Below are 22,923 nucleotides of genomic sequence, written 5' to 3'. Positions count from 1 at the left end.
CAGCCAGCAGCCGCTGCAACCCCAGGGAGCGTTGTGTCCCGTCGCCTGTTCACCTCGGAGTCCGTGACCGAAGGTCACCCCGACAAGATCGCTGACCAGATCAGCGACACCATTCTCGACGCGCTTCTGCGCGAGGACCCGACCTCTCGGGTCGCCGTCGAAACCCTGATCACCACCGGTCTGGTGCACGTGGCCGGAGAGGTCACCACCAAGGCCTACGCGGACATCGCCACCCTCGTCCGCGGCAAGATCCTGGAGATCGGCTACGACTCCTCGAAGAAGGGCTTCGACGGCGCGTCCTGCGGCGTCTCGGTCTCGATCGGCGCCCAGTCCCCGGACATCGCGCAGGGCGTCGACACGGCCTACGAGAACCGGGTCGAGGGCGACGAGGACGAGCTGGACCGGCAGGGCGCCGGCGACCAGGGCCTGATGTTCGGCTACGCGTCCGACGAGACGCCGACCCTCATGCCGCTGCCCGTCTTCCTGGCGCACCGCCTCTCCAAGCGCCTCTCCGAGGTCCGCAAGAACGGGACCATCCCGTACCTGCGCCCCGACGGCAAGACCCAGGTCACCATCGAGTACGACGGCGACAAGGCCGTCCGCCTCGACACCGTCGTGGTCTCCTCCCAGCACGCCAGCGACATCGACCTGGAGTCGCTGCTCGCTCCCGACATCAAGGAGTTCGTCGTCGAGCCGGAGCTGAAGGCGCTCCTCGACGACGGCATCAAGCTGGACACGGAGAACTACCGGCTCCTGGTCAACCCCACCGGCCGCTTCGAGATCGGCGGCCCGATGGGCGACGCCGGCCTCACCGGCCGCAAGATCATCATCGACACGTACGGCGGCATGGCCCGCCACGGCGGCGGCGCCTTCTCCGGCAAGGACCCGTCCAAGGTCGACCGCTCCGCCGCCTACGCCATGCGCTGGGTCGCCAAGAACGTCGTCGCCGCGGGCCTCGCCGCCCGCTGCGAGGTCCAGGTGGCCTACGCCATCGGCAAGGCCGAGCCGGTGGGCCTCTTCGTGGAGACCTTCGGCACCGCCAAGATCGACCCCGAGAAGATCGAGAAGGCGATCGACGAGGTCTTCGACCTCCGTCCCGCCGCGATCATCCGCGACCTCGACCTGCTCCGCCCGATCTACGCCCAGACCGCGGCGTACGGCCACTTCGGCCGTGAGCTGGCGGACTTCACCTGGGAGCGCACCGACCGCGTGGACGCGCTGCGCAAGGCGGCGGGGCTCTAGGACGCCCGGAGCGCCACGCCAGCAGGCGCGGACGCCTCCTTCGCACGTCACGAGGCCCGGTGTCCCGACGGGGGCGCCGGGCCCCGGCGCGTTCCGGGGCGGCGTCGGGCCGGTACCGGGACGGTGTGATCACGGGCGCCCACGGTTGTCAGTGGCCTTTGCGAGAATGCAGGCGTGAGCAGCGAGAACGGACCGGCGGAGGGCGGCGCGCAGGACGCGCCGCCCGAGCAGCTCGCGCTCATCCGGGAGACCGTGCGCCGGGCGAAGACGCCCCGGGCCAAGCCGCGGACCTGGCGCGGAGCCGCGCTCGCCGGGGAGCTGCCGATCGCCAGGGTGCTCGTCGACAAGGGCGTGCTCCACCTCGACCGGTACTTCGACTACGCGGTGCCCGAGGAGCTCGACGCCGACGCCCAGCCCGGTGTGCGGGTGCGGGTGCGCTTCGGGGCCGGGCGGCACCGGGTGCGGGATGGGCGGCGCGAGGGCGGCGGGCTCATCGACGGCTTCCTCATCGAGCGGCGCGCCGAGTCCGACTACTCGGGGCCCCTCGCGGCGCTGGCCCAGGTCGTCTCGCCCGAGCGGATCCTCGACGAGGAGCTGCTGGGACTCGTGCGCGCCGTCGCCGACCGGTACGCGGGCAGCCTCGCCGACGTGCTCCAGCTCGCCGTACCCCCGCGCAACGCGCGCGCCGAGAAGCGTGCCTCGCCGGACCCGCTGCCCCCACCGCCGGCGCCGGAGCCGGGGTCCTGGGCGCGGTACGAGGCGGGGGAGGCGTTCGTCGCGGCGCTCGCCTCGGGGAGCGCGCCCCGCGCGGTGTGGAACGCGCTGCCCGGCCCCGAGTGGAGCGAGGAGCTGGCGCGGGCGGTGGCGGCCACGCTGGCCTCCGGCCGGGGCGCACTCGTCGTCCTGCCGGACGGGCGGGCGGTCGCCCGCGTCGACGCCGCCCTCACCGGCCTGCTGGGCGAGGGGCGGCACGCGGTGCTCACCGCCGACGCCGGACCCGAGAAGCGGTACGCGCAGTGGCTCGCGGTGCGCCGGGGCGCCGTACGGGCCGTCATCGGGACCCGCGCGGCCATGTTCGCGCCGGTGCGCGACCTCGGGCTGGTCGCCCTCTGGGACGACGGCGACGACAGCCACAGCGAGCCGCACGCCCCACAGCCGCACGCGCGGGAGGTGCTGCTGCTGCGCGCCGCCCAGGACCGGTGCGCCTTCCTGCTGGGCGGCTGGAGCTGCACCGTGGAGGCCGCCCAGCTCGTGGAGACCGGCTGGGCCCGGCCACTGGTCGCCGCCCGGGACCAGGTGCGGGCCGCCGCCCCGCTGGTGCGCACCGTGGGCGACGGCGACCTGGCCCGGGACGAGGCGGCCCGCGCCGCGCGGCTGCCGACCCTCGCCTGGCAGGTCGTCAGGGACGGACTGCGGCACGGACCGGTGCTGGTGCAGGTGCCGCGGCGGGGCTACGTGCCGCGGATGGCGTGCGCCGCGTGCCGGACGCCCGCGCGGTGCCGGCACTGCGCGGGGCCGCTGGAGGGGCAGGAGTCCGGATCCGCGCTGCGGTGCGGCTGGTGCGGGCGCGAGGAGAGCGGCTGGCACTGCCCGGAGTGCGGCGCCTTCCGGCTGCGCGCGCAGGTGGTGGGGGCGCGGCGCACCGCCGAGGAACTGGGGCGGGCCTTCCCCGCGGTTCCCGTGCGTACCTCCGGACGCGAGCATGTGCTGGACACCGTGGCGCAGGCCCCCGCGCTGGTCGTCAGCACCCCGGGCGCCGAACCCGTCGCCGAGGGCGGCTACGCGGCGGCGTTGCTGCTCGACGGCTGGGCGATGCTCGGGCGGCCCGACCTGCGCGCCGGTGAGGACGCGCTGCGCCGCTGGCTGGCCGCCGCCGCGCTGGTGCGCCCGCAGAGCGCCGGCGGCACCGTCGTCGCCGTCGCCGAGCCGACCCTCAGGCCCGTGCAGGCGCTGGTGCGCTGGGACCCCGTCGGTCACGCGGTGCGGGAGCTGGCCGAGCGGGCCGAGCTGGGCTTTCCGCCGGTGTCCAGGATGGCGGCCGTGGCCGGGCCGCCGGACGCGGTGGCCGGTTTCCTGGGTGCCGCGGAGCTGCCGCCCGAGGCCGAGGTGCTGGGCCCGGTGCCGCTGCCGGTCACCTCGGCGGGGCGTCCGCGCCGGGTGGGGGCCCCACCGCCCGGGGAGCACTGGGAGCGGGCGCTGATCCGGGTGCCGCCGGGGCGCGGGGCGGCGCTGGCCGGTGCGCTGAAGGTCGCCCAGGCGGCACGGACGGCACGGGGGAGCGACGCGGCCGTGTGGGTGCGGATCGATCCGCCGGACATCGGCTGAGGGGCGCGGGCCGCCCCCGCGGGAGCGGGTGCCGAAACGGCCGACCGCCCTCCCGAAGGATCCGGGAGGGCGGTCGGGCGGTGCCGTCAGCCGTTGCGCGGGCCGGGGAAAGCCGTCGGCCGGACCTCGTCGCGCCAGGCCGGGCTGCTCGCCGTCGGCTGGGTCGGCATCGAGCGGGCGGCCGGGACCGTGGGCACCGCGGGGAGGACGGGGCCCACGTTGACCGGTCGGGTGCCCGTCGGCTCCGGGGTGTGCTCGGGAGCCTCGGCGGCGGCCACCGGCTGGGCGGCGGCGCGGCGGGAGCCGTAGCGGCGGTGCACCGCCTGCTTGGTGACGCCGAGTGCGGAGCCCACCGCGTCCCACGAGAAGCCGAGCGAGCGGTCGAAGTCCACGGCGGCGGTGACCAGGGTCTCGACGCTGTCCCGCAGTTCCTGGGCGAGCCGGACCGTCGGGGCGGGGGCGCGTCCGTAGACGACGAAGCCCGTGGAGGGGCCGGAGCGGCGCGGGCGGTAGACGTTGCCCAGCTGGGCGGTGAGGGTGCGCAGTGCGTCCACCTGCCGGCGGACCCGCTCGATGTCCCGCACCAGCAAGTGCAGGCTGGCCCGAGCCTGGGCGTCGTGGGTTGCGTGGTCGGCCATGAACAAGCCTCTCGAACCGGCGTTGAAAGGAATCGGGCCGCGCGGGCGGCCCGGTGTGGTCAACTCTTCCTTGACCAACGCGTGGGGGCTCCGCGGGTCACGGGCTGGGGGCGTGGGGGCATATGCGTGCGCCGTCGGGGGCAGGTTTGCGCCTCGGCCTTCGGCCCTCGGCTTCCATGACCCACCCGCGCACCACCCGTTTCCAGTCCGTTGGGTGGTTGACCTCTGCCGTCGTGGTGGCTCGCCGTCGGCGGTCTTCCGTTTCGTGCGGGCTCGTAGACTGGTGTGCTGCTCGTCAACGCCCCCGCCCGAGAGGCCCGTCCCACCCATGAAGCTCGTCTTCGCCGGTACCCCCGAGGTCGCCGTTCCCGCTCTGGACGCCCTGATCGCCTCCGGGCGTCACGAGGTGGCCGCCGTCGTCACGCGGCCCGACGCTCCGGCCGGGCGGGGGCGCCGGATGGTCGCCTCGCCCGTGGCCGAGCGGGCCGAGGAGGCGGGCATCGAGGTGCTCAAGCCCGCGAGGCCGCGCGACCCCGAGTTCCTGGACCGGCTGCGCGCGATCGCGCCCGACTGCTGCCCCGTCGTCGCCTACGGAGCCCTGCTGCCCCGGGTCGCCCTCGACGTGCCCGCCCGCGGCTGGGTCAACCTGCACTTCTCGCTGCTGCCCGCCTGGCGCGGGGCCGCGCCCGTGCAGCACGCGCTGATGGCGGGCGACGAGATCACCGGAGCGTCCACCTTCCTGATCGAGGAGGGCCTGGACTCCGGCCCCGTCTACGGGACGGTCACCGAGACCGTGCGGTCCACCGACACCAGCGGCGACCTGCTGACCCGGCTCGCGTTCGCCGGCGCCGGGCTGCTCGCGGCCACCATGGACGGCATCGAGGACGGCACCCTGGACGCCGTGCCGCAGCCGGCCGACGGTGTCACCCTCGCTCCGAAGATCACCGTCGAGGACGCCCGGATCGACTGGGCCGCCCCGGCACTGCGCGTGGACCGGGTGGTGCGCGGGTGCACCCCGGCGCCCGGTGCGTGGACCACCTTCCGCGGCGAGCGGCTCAAGCTCGTGCAGGCGGTCCCGCTCCCCGGCCGGAACGACCTCGCCCCGGGGCAGCTCGCCCCCGGCAAGAACAACGTGTACGTCGGCACCGGCTCGTACGCCGTCGAGCTGCTGTGGGTGCAGGCGCAGGGCAAGAAGCCGATGCGGGCCGCGGACTGGGCGCGGGGGGCGCGGATCACCGAGGGCGAGCTGCTGGGCGACTGACCACCGCCGCACCACCGTTCCCCGGCCCGTCGTAGGCTGGACAGCGCACTTCATCACACACCCGGAGCACCTTTTCGTGAGCGAGCAGCCTCGTCGTCCCCGCAAGCCCGGCAAGCCGTACCGCAGGCCGCAGAAGGACCCCGTCCGCCTGCTCGCCTTCGAGGCGCTCAGGGCGGTGGACGAGCGGGACGCCTACGCCAACCTGGTGCTGCCGCCGCTGCTGCGCAAGGCGCGGGAGAAGGAGGGCCCCGAGAAGTTCGACGCCCGGGACGCCGCCCTCGCGACCGAGCTGGTGTACGGGACGCTGCGCCGGCAGGGGACGTACGACGCGATCATCGCCGACTGCGTCGACCGGCCGCTGCGGGAGGTCGACCCGCCCGTCCTGGACGTGCTGAGCCTCGGCGTGCACCAGCTCCTGGGCACCCGGATCCCCAGCCACGCCGCCGTCTCCGCCTCCGTGGAGCTGGCGCGGGTGGTGCTCGGCGACGGGCGCGCCAAGTTCGTCAACGCCGTGCTGCGCAAGGTGGCGCGGGACGACCTCGACGGCTGGCTGGAGCGGGTCGCGCCGCCCTACGACGAGGATCCCGAGGACCACCTCGCCGTCGTGCACTCGCACCCCCGCTGGGTGGTCTCCGCGCTCTGGGACTCGCTCGGCGGCGGCCGGGCCGGCATCGAGGACCTGCTGGCCGCCGACAACGAGCGGCCCGAGGTGACCCTCGTCGCCCGCCCCGGCCGTGCCACGACCGACGAGCTGCTCGCCGAGGAGGCCGCCGTGCCGGGCCGCTGGTCGCCGTACGCGGTGCGGCTCAGCGAGGGCGGTGAGCCGGGGGCCGTCGAGGCCGTGCGCGAGGGCCGCGCGGGTGTGCAGGACGAGGGCAGCCAGCTGGTCGCCCTCGCCCTCGCGGGCGCGCCCCTGGAAGGCCCCGACCGGCGCTGGCTGGACGGGTGCGCCGGTCCCGGCGGCAAGGCCGCGCTGCTCGGCGCCCTGGCCGCCGAACGCGGCGCCTTCCTGCTCGCCTCGGAGAAGCAGCCGCACCGCGCGGGACTGGTGGCCAAGGCGCTGGACGGGAACCCGGGGCCGTACCAGGTGATCGCCGCCGACGGGACCCGTCCGGCGTGGCGGCCCGGCACCTTCGACCGCGTCCTGGTCGACGTGCCCTGCACCGGCCTGGGCGCCCTCCGCCGTCGCCCCGAGGCGCGCTGGCGGCGCCGGCCCGAGGACCTGGAGGGCTTCGCCCCGCTCCAGCGCGGCCTGCTGCGCAATGCCCTGGACGCCGTACGGGTCGGCGGCGTGGTCGCGTACGCGACCTGCTCACCCCACCTCGCCGAGACCCGCGCGGTCGTCTCGGACGTCCTCAAGCAGCACCCCGGCACCGACCTCCTCGACGCCCGCCCCCTCCTCCCGGACGTCCCCAACCTCGGCGAGGGCCCCGACGTCCAGCTCTGGCCCCATCTCCACGGCACGGACGCGATGTACCTGGCCCTGATCCGCAGAACCGCGTAACGAGCCTCGCCGAACGCGCCCCGTCAGGGGCGCGGGGAACTGCGCGAGCAACCACATCCCACCCGCACCCGACGAACAACCCCACCCACCCGGCCCCCGGAGGGCATGGCAGGCTTGGGGCCATGGCCGCGCAGATCAACCCCAGCATCCTCTCCGCCGACTTCGCCCGCCTCGCGGACGAGGCCGAGGCGGTCGCCGGAGCCGACTGGCTCCACGTCGACGTCATGGACAACCACTTCGTCCCGAACCTCACACTCGGCGTGCCGGTCGTGGAGTCGCTGGCCAAGGCCACCGAGACCCCCCTGGACTGCCACCTGATGATCGACGCCCCCGACCGCTGGGCGCCGCAGTACGTGGAGGCCGGCGCCGGTTCCGTCACCTTCCACGTCGAGGCGGCCGCCGCGCCGGTACGGCTGGCCCGGGAGATCCGCGCCAAGGGCGCCCGCGCGTCCATGGCGCTGAAGCCCGCGACGCCGATCGAGCCGTACGAGGACCTGCTCCCCGAACTCGACATGCTGCTGGTCATGACGGTTGAACCGGGCTTCGGCGGGCAGACGTTCCTCGACATCATGCTCCCGAAGATCCGGCGCACCCGTGAGCTGATCAAGAAGCATGGTCTGGAGCTGTGGCTCCAGGTCGACGGCGGTGTCTCGGCGTCGACGATCGAGCGGTGCGCCGACGCCGGCGCGGACGTCTTCGTCGCGGGTTCCGCCGTCTACGGGGCATCCGACCCGGCCGAGGCGGTACGTGCACTGCGCACGCAGGCCGAGTCGGCGACCGCCGGGGCGTCCTGGTCCTGCGACCACTGAGGAACAGAACGTGAACGGCTCCCATCAGGGCTGATCAAGTGCGTCGAATCTGCAAGGATGAACGGCGTATCCAGAGTGTGAACAGCAGTGAGGAGATCGCCGTGTCGGGTATGTCGGCGGGCCGTTCAGCCATGCGGATGGGACCCGCTGAGCTGGTCCAGGCGGCGGCCATGGCCCGCCGCTTCTACCTCGAGGGCAAGTCCAAGATCCAGATCGCGGAGGAGTTCGGCGTCAGCCGCTTCAAGGTGGCCAGGGTCCTGGAGACCGCCCTTGAGCGAGACCTTGTACGAATCGAGATCCGGGTGCCGGCCGAGCTGGACGCCGAGCGCTCGGACGCGCTGCGGGCCCGCTACGGGCTCAGGCACGCCGTCGTGGTGGAGTCCCCGGCCGACGCCGAGGAGACACCCGACCCCGAGAACCTGGGTGAGGTGGCCGCCGACCTGCTCGGCGAGCTGGTCACCGAGGGCGACGTGCTGGGCCTGGCCTGGGGACGGTCCACCATCCACATGGCGGCGGCGCTCGACCGGCTGCCGCCGTGCACGGTGGTGCAGCTGACGGGCGTGTACGACGCCGGGACCGCCGAACGCGGCTCGGTCGAGGCCGTGCGGCGCGCCGCGCAGGTGTCCGGCGGCGACGCGCACCCCATCTACGCGCCGATGCTCCTGCCGGACGCGGCCACCGCCCAGGCGCTGCGCCACCAGACCGGGATCGCCCGGGCCTTCGAGTACTTCGACAAGGTCACGGTCGCCTGCGTCTCCATCGGCTCCTGGGAGCCGGGCATCTCGACGGTGCACGACATGCTCAGCGACGAGGAGCGCGCGCACTACGCCTCGCTCGGGGTCGCCGCCGAGATGTCCGCGCACCTCTTCGACGCCGAGGGGCGCAGGGTCGGGCGGGACCTGGGGGAGCGGTGCATCACGGTCAAGGCCGACCAGCTCCGCCGCATCCCCGAGGTCGTGGCGATCGCGGGCGGGCAGCGCAAGGCGGCGGCCATCGACGCGGTGCTGCGCTCCGGGCTGGTCACCAGCCTGGTGACGGACACGTCGGCCGCCGACCACCTGATGACCCTGGGCTCGGCACCGAAGTCGACGCTCAACCGGGCGGACCCGGACGGGGTCTGACGGGGGCTCAGGACGGGACGGACGATCAGAACGGGAGAGGGCGCGACATGACCGAGGATCCCGCGGGGCGGCTCGTGGTCACGCTGGACCTCGACGGGGTCACGGACAAGGCGGGCCTGATGGAGCGCTGCGCCCGTGACCTGGCCCTGCCCGACTGGTTCGGCCGGAACTGGGACGCGCTCGCCGACTCCCTCTCCGACCCGTCCGTCTGGCCGCCGGAGGCCCAGGAGCGGGGGCTGGTCCTCCTGGTGCGCGGCTGGCGGGCGTACGCCGAGACGCGGCCGGACGAGTGGACCGTGGCCGAGGAGGTCTTCGCCGAGGCCACCGACCGCGGGCCGGGGCTCTTCGTCACGCTCGGCCCTGGAGGTTCCTCCAAGGAGGCTCCTGACCAGCCTGGATGATCTGCCCGGGGGTTGCCGGCGCCGGGCCGTGGGAGAATGAAGTACGTGCTCTTTCCCCCTGGCTGACCTGTCCGGGGGCCACCTCTGATCGACTGGGATGTGCAGCACGTGCGTTTCCTGAATGACATCCAGCCCTCGTACGACCTGACGTACGACGACGTTTTCATGGTGCCGAGCCGTTCCGCCGTGGGCTCCCGGCAGGGCGTGGACCTCGGCTCCCCGGACGGCACGGGCACCACCATCCCGCTGGTCGTCGCCAACATGACCGCCATCGCCGGACGCCGGATGGCGGAGACGGTCGCCCGGCGCGGCGGCCTCGTGGTCATCCCGCAGGACATCCCGATCGAGGTCGTCACCGAGGTCGTCTCCTGGGTGAAGAGCCGCCACCACGTCCTGGACACCCCGATCGTGCTGGCCCCGCACCAGACCGTGGCCGACGCGCTGGCCCTGCTGCCCAAGCGCGCGCACAACGCGGGCGTCGTCGTCGACGGTGACCACAAGCCCGTCGGCGTGGTCACCGACACCGACCTGACCGGCGTGGACCGCTTCACCCAGCTCGAAGAGGTCATGTCCAAGGACCTGATCCTCATCGACGCGGACATGGACCCGCGCGAGGCCTTCAACACCCTCGACGCCGCCAACCGGCGCTACGCCCCGGCCGTCGACAAGGACGGCCGCCTCGCCGGCATCCTCACCCGCCGGGGCGCCCTGCGCGCCACGCTGTACACCCCCGCGACGGACGCGAACGGCAGGCTCCGCGTCGCCGCCGCGGTCGGCATCAACGGGGACGTCGCGGGCAAGGCCAAGCAGCTCCTCGACGCAGGCGTGGACACCCTCGTCATCGACACCGCCCACGGGCACCAGGAGTCGATGATCAGCGCCGTCAAGGTGGTCCGCGACCTCGACCCGCGGGTTCCGATCGTCGCGGGCAACATCGTCTCCGCCGAGGGCGTGCGCGACCTGATCGAGGCCGGCGCCGACATCGTCAAGGTCGGCGTCGGACCGGGTGCCATGTGCACCACCCGCATGATGACCGGCGTCGGCCGGCCGCAGTTCTCCGCCGTCCTGGAGTGCGCCGCCGAGGCGAAGAAGTACGGCAAGCACGTCTGGGCCGACGGCGGCATCCGGCACCCGCGCGACGTGGCCATGGCCCTCGCGGCCGGCGCCTCCAACGTGATGGTCGGGTCCTGGTTCGCGGGCACCTACGAGTCCCCGGGCGACCTCCAGCACGACGCCAACGGCCGTGCCTACAAGGAGTCGTTCGGCATGGCCTCCGCCCGCGCGGTGCGCAACCGCACCTCCGAGGAGTCGGCGTACGACCGGGCCCGCAAGGGGCTGTTCGAGGAGGGCATCTCCACCTCCCGCATGTTCCTCGACCCGGCCCGCCCCGGCGTCGAGGACCTGATCGACTCGATCATCGCGGGCGTCCGCTCGTCCTGCACCTACGCCGGTGCCGGCTCGCTGGAGGAGTTCGCCGAGAAGGCCATCGTCGGCATCCAGAGCGCCGCGGGATACGCCGAGGGCAAGCCGCTGCACGCCAGCTGGGGCTGAGCACCGGCTCGCGTCCGAGAAGCGTCAGGGCGGCTTGACGTCAAGCCGCCCTGACGTGACGCTGGACGCATGACGACACCGCGGAGCATCGAGCCGCAGCACACCCTGCTGACCGCCGTGGCCCGCCTCGACGAGCTGCGCGTCCGCGAGTCCCTCGCGGGGGCGGGCAGCGACGCGGAAGCCCTCGACCGTCCCCAGCTCCTGGAACTGCTCGCGCTGAGCGAGGTGGTGGCCCGCAAGGCCGCCTACGGGCGTCAGCTCACCGTGCGGGCCGCCCGCGAGGCCGGCGCCTCCTGGTCGCAGATCGGGGCCGCCCTCGGCACCAGCAAGCAGGCCGCCTGGGAGGCGCACACGCGCTGGATCGACGCCCAGGAGGCCGCCCGCGACCGGCCCGGCGAGATCGGCCTCGACGCGGCGGAGGTGGCCGAGGCGCGGGCCGTCGCGGGCGATCCCGACAGCCACTGACCAGGGACGATCCACCCTCCGCCGGACCCGCCGCGCAACGGCTCACGGCCCTCGCGCAACGAACACGCGCCAGGCCCCGGCGAACGCAACGATCGTGCTGGGACACGCAAGGTTGCTGCATTACCCGGGCCGCGCCCCGCTCGTAGTGTTCTGCGCTGTACGTGGCGTGGCGGGGACCCCGCTCGACGGGTTCCCGTTCGTTCGGCACGAGCGCGCCCGCCGGTCCCCGCCGCTCCCAGGCCCCGCCCCGAGCCCGTCCGCTCACCGCGGCGGCGCCGACCGGAAGCGACAAAGGAGTCAACGCGTGCTCGACCAAGGCGCACCCCCGCACCACGGCGCAACGGCCGCCCCATCGTCCCCGGGCCTGGCCGCGCGCCTCGTGCGCCGCAAGCCCGTCGAACGGCTCGTCGCCGAGGGCGGCCAGGGCGAGGGCGGCAGCCTCCGCCGCTCCCTCGGCCTCTGGCAGCTCACGATGATCAGCATCGGCGCCACCCTCGGCACCGGCATCTTCGTCGTCCTCGGCGAGGCCGTCCCCAAGGCCGGTCCCGCCGTCACGCTCTCCTTCGTCATCGCCGGCCTCACGGCGCTCTTCTCGGCCCTGTCCTACGCCGAACTGGCCGGCACCATCCCGGTCGCCGGATCCTCGTACTCGTACGCCTACGCCACGATGGGCGAGCTGGTCGCCTGGATCTGCGGCTGGTGCCTGGTCCTGGAGTACGGCGTGTCGGTGGCCGCCGTCGCCGTCGGCTGGGGCGAGTACCTGAACGAGCTGCTCGACGGCACCATCGGCGTCACCCTCCCCGCCGTCCTGTCGGCACCACCCGGAGACGGCGGCATCTTCAACCTGCCCGCGCTGATCGTCGTCCTGCTCGCCATGACGTTCCTGCTGGGCGGCGCCCGCGAGTCCGCCCGGGCCAACACGATCATGGTCGTCGTCAAGATCGCGGCCCTGGTGCTGTTCTGCGCGATCGGCGTCCAGGGCTTCCGCTCCGGCAACTACGAGCACTTCATGCCGCTCGGCATGGCCGGGGTCAGCGCGGCCGGCGCGACGCTCTTCTTCTCCTACATCGGCTTCGACGCCGCCTCCACCGCCGGTGAGGAGGCGAAGAACGCCCAGCGCGACCTGCCCCGCGCGATCATGCTCTCGCTGATCATCGTCACGGTGCTGTACGTCCTCGTCGCGGCCGTCGCCGTCGGCGCGAAGCCCTGGCGTAACTTCACCGACTCCGAGGCGTCCCTCGCCCAGATCATGACCGACGTCACCGGACAGAGCTTCTGGGGCACCCTGCTGGCCTTCTGCGCGGTCGTCGCCATCGCCAGCGTCGTCCTGACCGTGCTCTACGGGCAGACCCGCGTCCTGTTCGCCATGTCCCGCGACGGTCTGGTGCCCAAGGTCTTCTCCAAGGTCCACCCGAAGACCGGCGCGCCCCGCGCCAACACGGTGATCGTCTCCCTGTTCTGCGGCGTGCTGGCCGCCGCCATCCCGCTCGGGCAGCTCGCCGACGCCACCAGCATCGGCACCCTCTTCGCCTTCGCCCTGGTCAACGTGGCCGTCGTGGTGCTGCGCCGGACCCGTCCGGAGATGCCCCGCACCTTCCGGGTACCGCTGTCGCCGGTGCTGCCCGCCCTGGGCTTCGGCTTCTGCGTCTGGATGATGGGCAGCCTGTCCACCGTCACCTGGGTGGTCTTCGGTGTCTGGATGGCGGTGGGGCTCGTGTTCTACTTCGTGTACGGCCACCGCCGCTCCCGACTCGCCTCGCCGGACCCGTCAGAGGCCCGGACGCACCAGAAGTGAAGTGAACCGCCCGCAGTGCTGAACGAACTCGACGAACGCATCGTGCACGCCCTCGCCGAGGACGCCCGCCGCTCCTACGCGGACATCGGGCAGTCGGTCGGTCTGTCCGCGCCCGCCGTGAAACGGCGCGTGGACCGGCTGCGCGCCACCGGGGCCATCACCGGCTTCACCGTACGGGTCGACCCCGCCGCGCTCGGCTGGGAGACCGAGGGGTTCGTCGAGATCCACTGCCGGCGCAACACCTCGCCGGAGACCATCCAGCGGGGCCTGGAGCGCTACCAGGAGGTCGTGGCCGCGTCCACCGTCACCGGGGACGCGGACGCGGTCGCCCAGGTCTTCGCCTCCGACATGCGGCACTTCGAACGGGTCCTGGAGCGGATCGCCGGGGAGCCGTTCGTGGAGCGGACCAAGTCCGTGCTGGTGCTCTCGCCGCTGCTGCGGCGCTTCTCGTCGGGGTCGCCCACGTAATCGGTGGGCAGGAGGCCCGGCGCCGTCTAGCATCGGTGGCATGACCTGGCGACATTGATCCACCAGTAGGGCCTCCTCCCGAGGGCCGCCCCGGACGCCGTACCTCCGGTGTCCGATCCGCCCCCTCGGGAAGGCCTCATGACTCTCTCACCCGGGCGTGCCCCCGCCACCGCCGGTACCCGGCGGCTGACGCGCACGCTGTACGCCTCCGCGTTCTGCGACGAGTTCGTCCTGCTCTACCCGGTGTACGCGCTGCTGTTCAGCGACACCGGTCTGTCCGTCTGGCAGATCTCCTCCCTGTTCGCCCTGTGGTCGCTGACCGGCGTCCTGCTGGAGGTGCCGTCCGGCGCCTGGGCCGACGCCGTCTCCCGGCGGCTGCTCCTGGTCCTCGGCCCGCTGCTCACCGCCGCCGGCTTCGCCCTGTGGGTGCTGGTGCCCTCCTACGGCGCCTTCGCGCTCGGCTTCGTGCTGTGGGGGGCCGGCGGGGCCCTCGGCTCCGGCGCGCAGGAGGCGCTGGTCTACGACGAGCTGGACCGGGCCGGCGCGGCCGACCGGTACGCCGTGGTCATGGGCCGGGCGCGGGCCATCGGCATCGCGGCGACGATGGCCGCGATGGGTCTGGCCGGTCCGGTGTTCGCCTGGGGCGGCTACGACGCGGTCGGCGCGGCCAGCGTGCTGATCTGCCTCGTCGGCGCCGCCGTGGCGACGCGCTTCCCCGAGCACCGCGAACCGTCCGTCGGCGGCCCGGGGTGGGCCGCGACCCTGCGCGCCGGACTCGTCGACGCCCGCACCGACCGCTCGGTGCGCGGTGCGCTGCTGCTGGTCCCGGCCGTGACCGCGGTGTGGGGCGCGCTCGACGAGTACACGCCGCTGCTGGCGCTGGACACCGGAGTCGCGGAGGAGACCGTTCCGTGGCTGCTGCTGGTGATCTGGGCCGGAGCCACCGGAGGCAGCCTGCTCGCCGGCGCCGCCGACCGCCTGACCGCCACCGGGTTCGCCGCCCTGCTCGCCGGTTCCGCGCTCGCCATGGCGGTGGGCGCCGCCGCGGGCACCCCGGCCGCCCTGGTCCTGGTCGGGCTCGCCTTCGGCGGCTTCCAGCTGGCGACCGTGCTCGCCGACGCGCGTCTCCAGCGGCGGATCGACGACACCGGCCGGGCCACCCTGACCTCGGTCGCGGGCCTCGGCACCGAGCTGGGCACCCTCGCCACCTACGGCGCCTACGCGGTGGCTTCCTCGGCGACCGGGCACGGCACCGCGTTCGCCCTGGCCGCGGTGCCGTACCTGCTGACGGCGCTGGCGCTGGCCACCGTCGCGCGGGTTACAGCCTCGGCCGCCAGGGCACGACCGTGAAGTCGCCGCTGCCCTTCTTCACCTTCTCGAAGGGTGCCGACCCGACGCACTTGGGCGGATCCCCGCCTTCCACGGGGCTGCCCGTCGCCGCCCAGCTGTAGCCGAGCCGGTCGCGGCGGCCGAGGTCGTGGACCGTGACGCCGACCCGCCTGCCCTCGGCTCCCGGCAGGTCGGAGTCGGTGATGACGCCGGAGACGACGGCCACGTCGCCGCCGGTCAGGAGGCAGTCGACGGTTGCCTTCGCCCTGGCGCCGGCGCCGTCGAGGTAGTGGCTGAACTCGAACGTCCCGGTGGCCTTCAGCGGGTTGTCGTCGTGTTCCGCCGCGAGGTGGGCGTCGAAGGTGAAGGTGATGTCGTCGCCCGCCGACCGGTGGAGCTTGGCGCTGCCGGTCAGCGCGGCGGCCTCCCGCGGGGGCGGCCCCTGCGGGGTGCCCTCGTGCGGCCCGGACGCGACCGCGGCGCCGGTGGTGAGGGCGGTGAGCAACAGGGCGGCGCAGAGCGCGGCGGTCGTCGTACGGCTTCGTTTCACGGCGGTCCCCTCGGTGGGCGGATGGCGGCGGACTTGAACGCCCACCACTGTCCCGTCGCCGCACCCCCGCCACATCGCCCCCGGGGCGGGACCGCCCTCCGCCGCGCGGCGGGGAGCATCCGTCCGGGATGCCACCCGAGGAGGAGCGGGCGCCCCGGCCGTCGCCCCGCCGGGCGTGGGCGGGCGCCCGTTCCCGCCCCGCCGGCGGCCGCGCACAACGAATCTCCGCGCCGCGCCCGACGCACGCAACGAACCGCTCTGCGGTGCGCAACAGGTCCGTCTTGTCCGGCCGAGTCCGCCGACCGTACCGTCTATCTGGCCCCCCGACCCCCTCCCACCGGTGAGGAACACGCATGCGCACCGCCCTGCTCCAGAGCTCCGGCCGGCCCGGCTCCACCGCCGAGAACCTCAAGGTCCTCGACGAGGCCGCCGGCCGGGCCGCGGCCGCGGGTGCCGGGCTGCTCGTCACCTCGGAGCTGTTCCTGACCGGGTACGCGATCGGCGACGACATCGGCGTCCTCGCCGAGCCCGCCGACGGAGACTCGGCCGACGCCGTCGCGGAGACCGCCGGGCGCCACGGCCTCGCGATCGCGTACGGCTACCCCGAGCGGGAGGGCGAGCGGGTCTTCAACTCCGTCCAGCTGATCTCCGCCGACGGCACCCGCCTGGCCAACTACCGCAAGACCCACCTCTTCGGCTGCTTCGAGCGCGACCACTTCACCCCCGGCGAGCAGCCGGTCGTGCAGGCGCGGCTCGACGGCGTCACCGTCGGCCTGATGATCTGCTACGACGTGGAGTTCCCGGAGAACGTCCGCGCCCACGCCCTGGCCGGCACCGACCTGCTGCTCGTGCCGACCGCGCAGATGCACCCGTTCCAGTTCGTCGCCGAGTCGGTCGTGCCGGTGCGCGCCTTCGAGAACCAGATGTACGTGGCGTACGTCAACCGGGCCGGTCAGGAGGGGGAGTTCGAGTTCGTCGGCCTCTCCACCCTCGCCGGCCCCGACGGCACCGCCCGCGCGCGGGCCGGCCGCGCCGAGGAACTGGTCCTCGGCGACGTGGACCCGGCCCTCCTCGCCGCGTCCCGCGAGCACAACCCGTACCTGGCGGACCGCCGCCCCGGTCTCTACGGGTCCCTCGCCTGAACCCCCACCGCCACCCCCTCCGTTCCACCCGTGCAAGGAGTCCGCACCCCATGACGTCCACCGTGCCCAACGCCGTCGAGCACGCAGACGAGCAGCAGCCGCCGATCACCATGTTCGGTCCGGACTTCCCGTACGCGTACGACGACTTCCTCGCCCACCCGGCGGGACTCGGCCAGATACCGGCGACCGAGCACGGCGCCGAGGTCGCGGTCGTCGGCGGCGGACTGTCCGGCATCGTGGCCGCCTACGAGCTGATGAAGATGGGCCTCAAGCCCGTCGTCTACGAGGCCGACAAGATCGGCGGCCGGCTGCGCACCGTGGGCTTCGACGGCTGCGACGAGTCCCTGACCGCCGAGATGGGCGCGATGCGCTTCCCGCCGTCCTCCACCGCCCTCCAGCACTACATCGACCTGGTGGGGCTCCGGACCAGTCCCTTCCCCAACCCGCTCGCCGAGGCGACGCCCTCCACCGTCGTGGACCTCAAGGGCGAGTCGCACTACGCCGAGACGCTCGACGACCTCCCGCAGGTCTACCGGGACGTGGCCGACGCCTGGGCGAAGTGCCTCGAAGAGGGCGCCGACTTCTCCGACATGAACCGCGCCCTGCGCGAGCGCGACGTCCCGCGCATCCGCGAGATCTGGTCCCGGCTGGTCGAGAAGTTCGACAACCAGACCTTCTACGGCTTCCTCTGCGACTCCGACGCCTTCAAGTCCTTCCGGCACCGGGAGATCTTCGGCCAGGTCGGCTTCGGCACCGGCGGCTGGGACACCGACTTCCCCAACTCCATCCTGGAGATCCTGCGCGTCGTCTACACCGAGGCCGACGACCACCACCGCGGCATCGTCGGCGGTTCCCAGCAGCTGCCGACGCGCCTGTGGGAGCGCGAGCCGGAGAAGATCGTCCACTGGCCGCACGGCACCTCGCTGAAGTCCCTGCACGCGGACGGCGAGCCGCGCCCGGCCGTGACCCGGCTGAACCGCACCGCGGGCAACCGGATCACGGTGACGGACGCCGACGGCGACATCCGCACGTACCGGGCGGCGATCTTCACCGCCCAGTCCTGGATGCTGCTGTCCAAGATCGCCTGCGACGACTCGCTCTTCCCGATCGACCACTGGACGGCGATCGAGCGGACCCACTACATGGAGTCGTCCAAGCTCTTCGTCCCCGTAGACCGCCCCTTCTGGCTGGACAAGGACGAGGACACCGGCCGGGACGTCATGTCGATGACGCTCACCGACCGCATGACCCGCGGCACCTACCTCCTGGACGACGGCCCGGACAGGCCCGCCGTCATCTGCCTCTCCTACACCTGGTGCGACGACAGCCTGAAGTGGCTGCCGCTGTCCGCGAACGAGCGGATGGAGGTCATGCTGAAGTCACTCGGCGAGATCTACCCGAAGGTCGACATCCGGAAGCACGTCATCGGCAACCCGGTGACGGTCTCCTGGGAGAACGAGCCCTACTTCATGGGCGCGTTCAAGGCCAACCTCCCCGGCCACTACCGCTACCAGCGCCGCCTGTTCACGCACTTCATGCAGGAGGAGCTGCCCGAGGACAAGCGCGGCATCTTCCTCGCCGGCGACGACATCTCCTGGACGGCCGGCTGGGCCGAGGGCGCGGTCCAGACGGCGCTGAACGCCGTCTGGGGCGTCATGCACCACTTCGGCGGGGAGACCGACGCGACCAACCCGGGCCCGGGCGACGTGTACGAGGAGATCGCGCCGGTGCGGCTGCCCGAGGACTGATCCCCCGGGCGGTCCCGGACGGGTCCGCTCAGACGCCGGCCGCCCGGGCCTTCTCGTACACCTGGGCGGCGACGTCCTTCAGCTCCTCGGCGTCCCGCAGGGTGCTCTGGAGGTCGAGCAGGACCTCGTCGAGGCCGAGGTCGCTGTACTCGGCGAGGTCCGCCACGATCTGGTCGACGCTGCCGTGGAACGGGCGGCGCTCGGCGCTGTCGTCGGTCGCGGGGGAGTAGCGGGCGTTGACCCGCAGCGAGGTCCGGATCGGCGCGGTGCGTCCGCGCTCGTCGGCCAGCTCGCGCAGCCGCCGCCACTGCGCGGCCACCGCGTCGGCGCCGACGCCGGTGGGCAGCCAGCCGTCGGCGTGGTCGACCAGGCGGCGCCGGGCCCGGCCGCTGCCGGCGGCCAGCAGGATGGGGATCGGCCGGGCGGGCTTGGGCCCGACCACGGCCGACGCGATCCTGGTGACGTGACCGTCGTAGACCACCGGGTCCGGGCCCCAGACGGCCCGGCACACCCCGATCAGCTCGTCCAGGGCGGCACCGCGCTCGGCGAACGGCCGCACGGAGGCCGCCGCGTACTCGTCGTGGGACCAGCCGGTGCCGAAGCCCGCGACCACCCGGCCGCCGCTGGCCGCGTCCAGTGTGGCGAGCGTCCTGGCCAGCTGGAACGGCACGTGCAGCGGGGCCACCAGGACGCTGGAGCCCAGCTCCGCCCGTTCGGTGGCCGCCGCGGCGAGGGCCAGGGTGACCAGCGGTTCCGCCACGTTGCGGTACTCGTCGGGCCAGGGCAGGCCCTCGATGCCGTACAGCCCCTGGGTGGCGGGTTCGGGGAACAGGGCCCGTTCGAAGACCCAGAGGCTGTCGTAACCCGTTCGTTCCGCCGCGCGGGCGACGTCGGGGACGTCCTTGCCGATGTCGTACTGGCGCATCTGGGGGAGGCCGAGTCCGAGCCGGATCGTCATGCCTGGGTGCTCCTTCGCAGTCGGGGTGCGATGTCGCGCATGCTTGCAACGTACAACGAACGGGCCGCGGTTGCCCCGCTCGCACCGGCGGCGGCCGGATTCAGTCCGGCAGCGGGGTCAGCAGCATGCGTCCGGCGAAGCCCACGGCCGCGTCCAGCCGTTCGGTGAACTCCCCGGCGACGTCCGGCAGCCGGCGCAGCGCCCACAGCGCGCGGGCCGCCGCCCAGGTCGCGTCGCGGGCACGGTCCAGACTCCAGGAACCGAGCAGATGCGTCAGCGGGTCGGCGATCTGGAGGAGGTCGGGGCCCGGCATCAGCTCGTCGCGCACGCGCTCCTCCAGCGAGACGAGGAGATCGCCCACGCGGTCGAACTCGTCCTCCAGGTCGGCGGGTTCGCAGCCGAGCGTACGGCAGGTGTCCACCACGGCCAGCGCCAGATCGTGACCGATGTGCGCGTTGATGCCCGCCAGCGCGAACTGCACCGGGCGTACGCCGGGATGGCGGCGGAACTGGAACACGGGCCGCCAGCACGCGGGCGGACGGCGGTCCTGAGCCGCCGCGTCCACGGCGTCCAGGAACCGCTCCGCGAACCGCACGTCCAGCGCGATCGCCGCCCGGGCGTCCGTGAACCGGCCGCTGTCGATGTGCCGGTCGACCTCCTCCGTGACGGCGAGGTAGACGCGGTTGAAGACCGCCACCCCGTCCCGGCCGGGCAGCGCCGCGTCGAGGGCGCGCATCCGGGTCAGCACCGAGTCCACCGTCCGGACGGCCGTCGGTACTTGCTCGCAGTGGGCCATGGCGGCAGCGTCGCAGCTTTAGGGTGACGGCAGTGCCGGCGGGCCCGGCGCTTCCCCAGAACGGGGGAACGCGCCCGCCGCGCGGGGGAGGGGGAACCGTACGTGTCAGGCCATCGTGCCCGGCGCCGGGCCGCCCGCGGGGTGGAGCGCGGACGCGCCGCCCGGCGCGGCGCGATGGCCGGACTGGCGTCCGTCGTGGTCGCGGTGGGCGCCGCGACCGGCATGCTGACCGCGCTCGGCGACGACGGTGGCGGCGGTGCGGAGGAGGCCCGCCCGGCCGTGACGCGGACGCCGTGGCCGAAGCCCCCGCCCGCCGTGCCGTCGCCCTCGGAATCGGCCTCGGCGCCGGTCTCCGCCTCGCCCCCGGTGCGGAAGGCGAGCGGTGCGCCCTCCCCGGCGCGGACGGCCCGGACGGCGCCGTCCCGTACGGCCGAGCCCGCCACCCTGCTCTACCGGCACCCCGAGTCCCAGGTCCTGGACTGGGTCCGGACCCACCCCGGCGATCCGCGCCGGGACGTCATCGCGTCCCGCGTCGCCGGCCACCCGGCCGCCGTCTGGTTCGCGGACTACACGCCCGCCACCCTCACCTCCCGGGTCAGCGCCGTCACCTCCGGGGGCGCCGCCCGGGGCCGGGTGCCGGTCGTCGTGCCGTACGCGATACCCGACCGCGACTGCGGCGGCCACTCCCAGGGCGGGGCGCCGGATCTGGACGCCTACGACGACTGGATCGACCGGTTCGCGGCCGGGCTCGGCTCCCGCGAGGTCATCGTGATCCTGGAGCCCGACTCGGTCGCGCAGGCCGACTGCCTGTCCGCGGGGGAGCGGGCCGACCGCTTCGCCTCCCTGGCCCGGGCCGGGCGGGTGCTGAAGGACGCCAATCCCGCCGCCCGGGTCTACTTCGACGCGGGCCACTCGGGCTGGCACGCGCCCGCCCGGCAGGCGGCGTGGCTGAAACAGGCCGGCGCCGCCTCGCCCGACTCCTCCGACGGCGTCTTCAGCAACGTCTCCAACTTCCACGCCACCGCCGACGAGGTCGCCCACGACCGCGCCGTCCTCGACGCCCTCGGCGGCCCGCCGAGCCTCGGCGCGGTCATCGACACCAGCCGCAACGGCAACGGCGCGCCGTCCGACGGCGAGTGGTGCGACCCGGCCGGCCGCAGCCTCGGGCGCGCGCCGACCCTGCACACCGGCATGGGACGCGTCGACGCCTACCTGTGGGTCAAGCTGCCCGGCGAGTCCGACGGCTGCCGGGGGAAGCCGGGCACCTTCACACCGTCGTACGCCTACGACCTGGCGCGCTGAGCGCCCGGATCGTCGCCCCCGCCCTTCTCGTCGTACGAGGACGTCCCCTCGTCGAGCAGCGGCTGCTGCGTCTTGAGATGGGCCGGGGCGAACGCCCGCAGCGCGTGGTAGCCGGTGATGACGACCAGGGTGCCGAGCGCGATGCCGCTGAGCGAGAAGGTGTCGGTGAACTCCATGCTGACGTTGCCGACGCCGATGATGATGCCCGCGGCGGCCGGCACCAGGTTGAGCGGGTTGCGCAGGTCCACCTTGGCGTTGACCCAGATCTGGGCGCCGAGCAGGCCGATCATGCCGTAGAGGATGACGGTGATGCCGCCGAGGACACCGCCCGGGATGGCCGCCACGACCGCGCCGAACTTCGGGCAGATGCCGAAGAGGAGGGCGAATCCCGCGGCGGCCCAGTAGGCGGCCGTCGAATAGACCCGGGTCGCGGCCATCACGCCGATGTTCTCGGAGTACGTGGTGTTGGGCGGGCCGCCCACCGCGGTGGACAGCATCGAGCCGACGCCGTCCGCGGAGATCGCCGTGCCCAGCTTGTCGTCGAGCGGGTCGCCCGTCATCTCGCCGACCGCCTTGACGTGCCCGGCGTTCTCCGCGACCAGCGCGATGACGACCGGCAGGGCGACCAGGATCGCCGACCACTCGAAGCTCGGCCCGTGGAAGGACGGCAGGCCGATCCAGTCGGCCTGGCCCACGGCGGACAGGTCGAGGCGCCAGTGGTCGGTGACCTTGCCGCTGCCGTCCACCGAGTGGATCTTCCCGAAGGCCAGGTCGAGCACCCAGGACAGGAGGTAGCCGAAGACCAGCCCCAGGAAGATCGCGATCCGGGACCAGAAACCGCGCAGGCAGACCACGGCCAGACCGGTGAACAGCATCACCAGCAACGCCGTCCACTGGTCCTGCGGCCAGTAGGTGGACGCGGTGACCGGAGCCAGGTTGAAGCCGATCAGCATCACCACCGCACCGGTGACGATCGGCGGCATCGCGGCGTGGATGATCCGCGCCCCGAAGCGCTGCACGGCGAGACCCACCAGGAACAGCGCGGCGCCGACCACCAGGACCGCGCCGGTCACCGTGGCGCTGGTGCCGCCCTGCGCCCGGATGACCGCGGCGACGCCGACGAAGGAGAGAGAGCAGCCCAGGTAGCTGGGTACCCGGCCGCGGGTGGCGAGCAGGAAGATGACGGTCGCCACGCCCGACATCATGATCGCCAGGTTGGGGTCCAGGCCCATCAGGACCGGAGCCACGAAGGACGCCCCGAACATGGCCACCACGTGCTGGGCGCCGAGCCCGGCCGTGCGGGGCCACGAGAGCCGTTCGTCCGGGCGGACCACCGCTCCGGGGGCGGGGGTCTTCCCGTCCCCGTGCAGCTTCCAGCGCACGCCGAGGTCCATGGTGAGGTTTCGCTTTCTCTGTACGTGAGGACGGTCCGGACCATTGTCAGGGACACCGGCCCCGCTCACGTCCCACCCCCCCCGGCTGACCAGCGCCTTCCCGGTGGCCGTCGCCCGGCGGACC

General features: G+C 73.7%; 20 protein-coding genes. 15 read left to right on the top strand and 5 right to left on the bottom strand.

All coding sequences use genetic code 11. The features are described from left to right. Window positions 1-33: 33 nt before the first annotated feature. Both metK and ACZ67M_RS32380 read left to right on the top strand, forming a co-directional pair. Window positions 34-1,242 carry a methionine adenosyltransferase gene (gene metK / locus ACZ67M_RS32385; protein ID WP_064726893.1) on the top strand — a complete coding sequence of 403 codons (1,209 nt, stop codon included), beginning with the start codon at window positions 34-36 and terminating at the stop codon, window positions 1,240-1,242. 174 nt (window positions 1,243-1,416) lie between these two features. Further along, window positions 1,417-3,567, top strand: coding sequence for a primosomal protein N' (locus ACZ67M_RS32380; RefSeq protein WP_469853830.1), 2,151 nt, complete (start codon window positions 1,417-1,419; stop codon window positions 3,565-3,567). An 86-nt stretch (window positions 3,568-3,653) separates the two neighbouring features. Here ACZ67M_RS32380 and ACZ67M_RS32375 read toward each other — a convergent pair whose 3' ends face one another. Continuing rightward, the gene (locus ACZ67M_RS32375) at window positions 3,654-4,205 is read right to left on the bottom strand and encodes a hypothetical protein (RefSeq protein ID WP_392014323.1); all 552 of its coding nucleotides are present in this window, start codon (window positions 4,203-4,205) and stop codon (window positions 3,654-3,656) included. A gap of 328 nt (window positions 4,206-4,533) precedes the next feature. Between ACZ67M_RS32375 and fmt the strand changes: the two genes are divergently transcribed. The 10 genes from fmt (at window position 4,534) to ACZ67M_RS32325 (ending at window position 14,930) form a co-directional block, all read left to right on the top strand. Further along, window positions 4,534-5,466, top strand: coding sequence for a methionyl-tRNA formyltransferase (gene fmt, locus ACZ67M_RS32370; RefSeq protein WP_469853829.1), 933 nt, complete (start codon window positions 4,534-4,536; stop codon window positions 5,464-5,466). Window positions 5,467-5,542: 76 nt separating this feature from the next. Further along, a complete protein-coding gene (locus ACZ67M_RS32365) occupies window positions 5,543-6,970 on the top strand; it encodes an RsmB/NOP family class I SAM-dependent RNA methyltransferase (RefSeq protein ID WP_361366600.1) in 1,428 nt (475 codons plus the stop codon). Window positions 6,971-7,092: 122 nt separating this feature from the next. Beyond that, window positions 7,093-7,779 carry a ribulose-phosphate 3-epimerase gene (rpe, locus tag ACZ67M_RS32360; protein WP_469853828.1) on the top strand — a complete coding sequence of 229 codons (687 nt, stop codon included), beginning with the start codon at window positions 7,093-7,095 and terminating at the stop codon, window positions 7,777-7,779. Between the two features lie 77 nt (window positions 7,780-7,856). Continuing rightward, window positions 7,857-8,900: a sugar-binding transcriptional regulator gene (locus ACZ67M_RS32355; RefSeq protein ID WP_361366606.1), complete on the top strand. Its 1,044-nt coding sequence runs from the start codon at window positions 7,857-7,859 to the stop codon at window positions 8,898-8,900. A gap of 47 nt (window positions 8,901-8,947) precedes the next feature. Then, on the top strand, window positions 8,948-9,301 hold the full coding sequence (locus ACZ67M_RS32350; RefSeq protein ID WP_361366609.1) for a barstar family protein: 354 nt from the start codon (window positions 8,948-8,950) through the stop codon (window positions 9,299-9,301). A gap of 108 nt (window positions 9,302-9,409) precedes the next feature. After that, the gene (locus tag ACZ67M_RS32345) at window positions 9,410-10,852 is read left to right on the top strand and encodes a GuaB1 family IMP dehydrogenase-related protein (RefSeq protein ID WP_469853827.1); all 1,443 of its coding nucleotides are present in this window, start codon (window positions 9,410-9,412) and stop codon (window positions 10,850-10,852) included. 69 nt (window positions 10,853-10,921) lie between these two features. After that, window positions 10,922-11,317 carry a hypothetical protein gene (locus ACZ67M_RS32340; RefSeq protein ID WP_392239231.1) on the top strand — a complete coding sequence of 132 codons (396 nt, stop codon included), beginning with the start codon at window positions 10,922-10,924 and terminating at the stop codon, window positions 11,315-11,317. Between the two features lie 304 nt (window positions 11,318-11,621). After that, window positions 11,622-13,112, top strand: coding sequence for an amino acid permease (locus ACZ67M_RS32335; protein WP_469853826.1), 1,491 nt, complete (start codon window positions 11,622-11,624; stop codon window positions 13,110-13,112). Window positions 13,113-13,127: 15 nt separating this feature from the next. Beyond that, window positions 13,128-13,580, top strand: coding sequence for an Lrp/AsnC family transcriptional regulator (locus ACZ67M_RS32330; protein ID WP_125490424.1), 453 nt, complete (start codon window positions 13,128-13,130; stop codon window positions 13,578-13,580). A gap of 138 nt (window positions 13,581-13,718) precedes the next feature. Continuing rightward, the gene (locus tag ACZ67M_RS32325) at window positions 13,719-14,930 is read left to right on the top strand and encodes an MFS transporter (protein ID WP_469853825.1); all 1,212 of its coding nucleotides are present in this window, start codon (window positions 13,719-13,721) and stop codon (window positions 14,928-14,930) included. On the opposite strand, the gene ACZ67M_RS32320 is transcribed toward ACZ67M_RS32325, so the two are convergent. Next, the gene (locus ACZ67M_RS32320; RefSeq protein WP_469853824.1) at window positions 14,899-15,459 is read right to left on the bottom strand and encodes a Repetin; all 561 of its coding nucleotides are present in this window, start codon (window positions 15,457-15,459) and stop codon (window positions 14,899-14,901) included. The genes ACZ67M_RS32325 and ACZ67M_RS32320 overlap by 32 nt on opposite strands. Window positions 15,460-15,812: 353 nt before the next feature. Here ACZ67M_RS32320 and ACZ67M_RS32315 point away from each other — a divergent pair, with 353 nt between their 5' ends. Together ACZ67M_RS32315 and ACZ67M_RS32310 are read left to right on the top strand one after the other, a co-directional pair. Continuing rightward, entirely contained in the window at window positions 15,813-16,601 is a 789-nt protein-coding gene (locus tag ACZ67M_RS32315) for a carbon-nitrogen hydrolase family protein (RefSeq protein ID WP_361366625.1), read from the top strand. 50 nt (window positions 16,602-16,651) lie between these two features. Beyond that, the gene (locus ACZ67M_RS32310) at window positions 16,652-18,349 is read left to right on the top strand and encodes a flavin monoamine oxidase family protein (RefSeq protein ID WP_361366628.1); all 1,698 of its coding nucleotides are present in this window, start codon (window positions 16,652-16,654) and stop codon (window positions 18,347-18,349) included. Between the two features lie 28 nt (window positions 18,350-18,377). On the opposite strand, the gene ACZ67M_RS32305 is transcribed toward ACZ67M_RS32310, so the two are convergent. Together ACZ67M_RS32305 and ACZ67M_RS32300 are read right to left on the bottom strand one after the other, a co-directional pair. Continuing rightward, on the bottom strand, window positions 18,378-19,307 hold the full coding sequence (locus ACZ67M_RS32305) for a TIGR03619 family F420-dependent LLM class oxidoreductase (RefSeq protein WP_361366631.1): 930 nt from the start codon (window positions 19,305-19,307) through the stop codon (window positions 18,378-18,380). 100 nt (window positions 19,308-19,407) lie between these two features. Next, complete coding sequence (locus ACZ67M_RS32300) at window positions 19,408-20,103, bottom strand: DUF5995 family protein (RefSeq protein WP_361366634.1); 696 nt, start codon at window positions 20,101-20,103, stop codon at window positions 19,408-19,410. A gap of 174 nt (window positions 20,104-20,277) precedes the next feature. On the opposite strand from ACZ67M_RS32300, the gene ACZ67M_RS32295 reads away from it, so the two are divergent. Beyond that, a complete protein-coding gene (locus ACZ67M_RS32295; RefSeq protein WP_392239417.1) occupies window positions 20,278-21,405 on the top strand; it encodes a glycoside hydrolase family 6 protein in 1,128 nt (375 codons plus the stop codon). Here the strand turns inward: ACZ67M_RS32295 and ACZ67M_RS32290 are convergent. Then, on the bottom strand, window positions 21,387-22,799 hold the full coding sequence (locus ACZ67M_RS32290) for a uracil-xanthine permease family protein (RefSeq protein WP_467323379.1): 1,413 nt from the start codon (window positions 22,797-22,799) through the stop codon (window positions 21,387-21,389). The genes ACZ67M_RS32295 and ACZ67M_RS32290 overlap by 19 nt on opposite strands. Between the last annotated feature and the right edge of the window lie 124 nt (window positions 22,800-22,923).

It is taken from the genome of Streptomyces sp. NPDC107500 (assembly GCF_055582785.1).
The sequence above is the reverse complement of the archived record's forward strand: the minus strand, read 5'-3'. Positions and strand labels throughout refer to the sequence as shown.